Origin of the sequence: Barnesiella intestinihominis YIT 11860, assembly GCF_000296465.1 — a bacterium.
GTDB lineage: Bacteria > Bacteroidota > Bacteroidia > Bacteroidales > Barnesiellaceae > Barnesiella > Barnesiella intestinihominis.
On sequence record NZ_JH815207.1, the window covers coordinates 1 to 5,000 of the forward strand.

A 5,000-nucleotide genomic window follows, 5' to 3' on the forward strand; every position below is an offset into this window, starting at 1 on the left:
CCCTGCGTGCGGCTCGTTGTGATTCGCTTTCAAATTTGTATCTTTGACATATTAAATACAGCACAATTTGTATAGCAATTTAATAGTCAAACAATTACACAATCAATTAGGATCAAAAATTAAAGCTGTATTTTATCAAAAAGCCGGTTTTTTAACCGGCTTTTTGTTTTTCAAAAGAGTTCGAGCTGTTGAGGTAGAACCTGTGGCTTTACCTCTTTCTTCCCATAGAAAATTTCCATCATACCGAATTGTTTATCAGTAACACAGAGAATACCTACTTTTCCAAACGGCGGTAAAGAAAGCTTCACCCGGCGGATATGTACATCGGCATTCTCCCTACTAGGACAATGCCGCACATAAATGGAAAATTGAAACATAGTAAATCCATCTTGCAACAGTTTCTTACGGAAGTCGGCATACAATTTACGTTCTCGTTTCGTCTCTGTTGGCAAATCGAAAAATACCAATACCCACATAATACGATATTCGCTGAATCTATCCATATTAATTATAATTCTGGATAGATGATTTTACGTAACTCCCCGTTAAAACATTTGTATAAAGAGGCGGTAGTTTGGGCGACAGCGACCATCAAAGGACTACGCCGCCCTTGAATACCTACCTCTACCACCGGTAAAGACAATAACTTTGCTTTCAATTCGGTCGTTAACATCGAATAGTCCTTTCCACTTTCCATGATTTCACAGACCAAGCCATCGACATAGGGGCGATAAGGCTCCATCACATCATCGGCCAAACAATATGCATTATAACGGTTATGATGATGTATGCCCAAAGTAGGTAACAATCCGCTAATAACGAGCGACCGAGCGACAACAGCCCGAAGAATGGCATAACCATAATTGAGTAGATTGTTGGGAGGATCGCCGTCTCTGTCTCTGCGAAAACTATCGAGGTGAGGGAATATACTCGACCAATAATAGGCGGCAGCCCGTGCCTCCATATTATCGATGTCTCCACTACGGACTTCGCCCACCCATGCCCGCATATTTTTGGCTATAATTCCCTGGCTCTCCAAAATTGCAGCTTGATTGGCAATCTTTTGCTGCACTGTCTGTTGCCAAAGTTGCTTTTTCAAAGGTAACGAAGCATTAAGTTGGTCTCGGAACCGTTCGTTTTGTGTCGTGTTCCCACAAAGGGGTAGTATGAGTCCCACAGGCAAACGACTTTTATCGCAAGTGATAATAGCACAATTATTTTCGAGAAGGGCTTCGAGCAATCCTTGTGTGATTGTTATCTGCGAATGATCGAGTACGACCACTCCTATATCTTCGATAGGAATCGTCCGCTCCGCCTCTTTTTTGAAAGTATCGGGTAATGTGTCGTTATTCGACACTTCTGGCAGACGCAGTACTAGCTGTGCATTGCGCAAACTCAGATACGAGGGATTCCCAAAATATAATGTGCGTTTGATCATGATATTTCCTTTATTTCACCCAAAACTGAGATATGCACCTTATGAGGATTTAATCCCAATAACGACTTTATACTCACCCTTTTTAGTTTTCCCATCTGCATAGACAATTTCAAATTGGGCTTTCCATCGTACTTATCTTCGACAGAAGTTTCTGTATGATACCTAAAACTATAATCACTCTTACTTAATTTTTGTACTCGATAAAGATATTTGTTCAACAATGCATAGTCTTGTTGATCCATAGCATAACGATAATCTTCCTCATTCATTCCTAAAATAAACATCTCATTTTGCTGCAATGAAAGAACAAATTGCCATTTTACATCAGGTAAGGATTCTAAAACGTTTTCAGATATATCGTTTCGCTGAAGTATATTATCCCAAATAGTATCTGGTTGAGTGACAATAGCCGGTATACCTACCCGACAGCGATCCACTGCTTCCCAAAATGTAACGGTTCGTTCCTTATACTTGCCATCTTCATCTCTATAAATAGCAACATGATGATTGTTCCCCGGATTGACCCAAGCAACAGGATTTCCCTTATCATCTTTTTTGAGTGGAACTAACGTATTAATCGCCGGCTTCGCAAAACAACGAACCGTGCGAATTGGAATACGACACTCCTTATCTATATATACAGGTTTAGCAAACGCCTCTTTGGGATTATCATTATATTGAGCAAGCCTACCGGAAAGGATTCTATGAATACGCTTGTCCACAACTTTTTCCTTATCCAACATTTCCCGATTAATCGAGGTTATCGGATACTTCATTACAGCACGCTGCTTTTGTATAACATGACCTTGCTCATCTTTCTCCCACACATGAATTACGCCATATACACTCTCTTCGCTCAACGCACCTCGTGGAATTAAAACTGACTGGACGGAAATACGTTTTCGGTTCTTACGAATATATCGCTTGCCGGGAGTCACCGCACGCTTACCGGCTCTAAACGACACTAATATTCTATCAACAGCCTCACGGACTTGTGCAACTGAGAAATGAGGTTGTGACTGTATATAACGTTCCAAACTCATTTTGTTGAAATCCGGTCCTTCTTCTGCTCTCAAATTATTCAAGCGCTGAATATACGCCTGTTTGGTACAGGCAATCGTAAGTGCATCAATGGCATGGTGGCGATGATCGAATCTCTTACTCCAATCCTTTATTTGCTCTCTCCTAATGACACTGCCCCTATGGTTTACCTCTATTACCTCGGTTAAACCCACTTTCTTATATCGGTCAAAATTGAGATCGTGTAATACGGTATCCCAGCCCCAAACATGTCGCAAGAAACTGGTAACCGAACCACTCGTAGCCGTCACATTATAACAAATCGATGTCAGAATCTCTTTGGCTTTCCTTGCTATATACTGACTCTCTCGTAATTGTCGATCTATGAAATCGATAGAAATTTTATCGACTGGGGTTAATAAGTTTTGCCACTTGGTCTTGCTAATTTGGTTATTTGTGTACATTGTGTTAACTCGTTCGACATAGTCGGACAGAGCTTTTTCGCCTTTTGATTTCATATAATCATATGCAGTGCGATTATTTTTCTCTTTATTACAGCTACGACAAGAACAAACTTTATTTGCAAAACTATCGTCGAAATACAATGATTTAGGAATAATATGTTCTACCTCGACATCAAATCCTCGCAAAAAATCCCCCACATCTACCGGTTGCCCGCAATAGATACAACAGTGTTTCGATTCCTCCCACATTTTATATTTCTGTATGCGAGATCGAGTTGGCACACCATATTCAACTATACGTTTAGCAATTTGCTCATTTTCCCTTTGATTCTTATTTATACTTTTATATGTATTAGAACGTTCTTCTTTACTTTGTTTCAATTCACGCGCCAACTCCACACGGATCTCATCGAATCGTCCATATTTTTCCATAAGCGCATTCACCACATTAACCATTTGATTGAGGATCTTCTCAACCACTGGTTGCCGAAGCTCGTTCTTTTTAATCGCCGGTAATCTATCCAGCAAAGCGCGCGCCTCATTTTCAGCCTTTGTATAGTTATTGCTATGGTTATACCCAGCAGCCTCACAAGCCTCTGCATAGTTCATACCCAACTGCAAAAATGGCAATATGCGACGTATAGCCTTGCTCGATTTATTTCCAAAACCGGCTTTCACCAAATCGATGGCGCTCAGCCGTTCTAAAACCTCGTCATCATCAATTCCGAATTTCTGTCGCAACACCGACTGTAACTGCTCCCGATCGTCAATCGAATACAATACATGCCACAGCCGATAAAGCGGTTCCTGCTCAAACGACAGGCTAATCATGGGAATAATCTCACCCGTTTCAGTATTGACCATCGACGAAGATTCCTCTTGAAGATTAAATTGCAACAATCTTTTCTTATCAGGATAATTGCCCAAAGCTCGTTCGATTTCCACTCGGGTTTTGTTCCCCTGTATTCCAGTCTTAAACTGCTCACCCAACCGGTAACCATATGTCTTGGACAAACCCAACAGTTTCAAGAGATCGCTACCTTTGAGTTTCTCGTGAGTATTCAAAAAATCAAACAAAGCTGCTCTTTGCTCCGCCGAAATAAAAACAATTTCATTCCGACGGTCCTTGACTACAATATTATTGATACTCTCCCACAAACGGCATACTTGAAACAATGGAGAAGTGCGTGGTGATACCTTAGGACCAGCTTCGGTCTTTTTACCGGCCGCATTCAGATAGAAACGCTTTTCAAATTCACAGCGCGACACCAAGTATTTGCACGACTTTAACGGTCGTTGGTAATATATAATCTCATCTCTAATACATCTGATTGTCTCATCAGTCAATATATCGGGATAAAATTTTCTTTGACAATTCATAATACAATCAAACTCCTCGACATAAGCCTGACGGGGATATACTTGTTCTTTACAACGAAAAAAAGCATTTTCTGTCAGTCTTCGAAAAAATAATTCCCCAATAGTCAATCTCATCTCTTTCAATTCATCATAACGGGTTTTAACAGTTTTTACATAATCGGTTATTTTCTTATCACCCGAAAAATCACTTTTTATTGACTTATATCCACGTTTTTGATTCAAATGTAACAAAACTCTCCCCAACTCGTTCAACTCGATTCGTTGCGTAACAGCCTTTGCTCTTAATCCCCATAATTGGAGTTTAGGCAAATAAGATAAAGAGTCATCGGGTAACATTCCTAATGTATCCAACTTATTCCTTAACAATGTGCGACGCAATTGATATCTGTCATATCCTTTACGTTGAGTCCTTTTTTGAGTCCTCTGTGAATTTATAGACACCCCATTTCCTTGTGTAAAAGAAGATAGTTCTGCGGCTGTAAGCGATACAACTCGGCTACCCATAGCTACCAACTCCTGTTCTTCTGAATTTTCTCTTATAACAGACCAACCTATACTCGATAAACCTAAATCTAATCCTAAGATGTTTTTCATGCCTACTATATATTTTATGGTATTATTATATTTAATGTGTAAATATAAAAAAATTTATCGAAAAATACAATAGTATTAAAAAATTATATGTATATTTGTCAACA

At 39.7% G+C, this 5,000-nt stretch carries 3 protein-coding genes; all 3 read right to left on the minus strand.

What is annotated here, in order from left to right:
• Nucleotides 1-170: 170 nt before the first annotated feature.
• The 3 genes from cas2 to cas9 are packed head-to-tail and all read right to left on the minus strand — an operon-like array spanning nucleotide 171 to nucleotide 4,896.
• The gene (gene cas2 / locus HMPREF9448_RS14040; protein WP_008863243.1) at nucleotides 171-503 is read right to left on the minus strand and encodes a CRISPR-associated endonuclease Cas2; all 333 of its coding nucleotides are present in this window, start codon (nucleotides 501-503) and stop codon (nucleotides 171-173) included.
• Nucleotides 504-508: 5 nt separating this feature from the next.
• Complete coding sequence (gene cas1, locus HMPREF9448_RS14045; RefSeq protein WP_008863244.1) at nucleotides 509-1,438, minus strand: type II CRISPR-associated endonuclease Cas1; 930 nt, start codon at nucleotides 1,436-1,438, stop codon at nucleotides 509-511.
• Nucleotides 1,435-4,896, minus strand: a complete 3,462-nt coding sequence (gene cas9 / locus HMPREF9448_RS14050) for a type II CRISPR RNA-guided endonuclease Cas9 (RefSeq protein ID WP_008863245.1) — start codon at nucleotides 4,894-4,896, stop codon at nucleotides 1,435-1,437. The genes cas1 and cas9 overlap by 4 nt, the downstream gene beginning before the upstream one ends.
• Nucleotides 4,897-5,000: the final 104 nt, after the last annotated feature.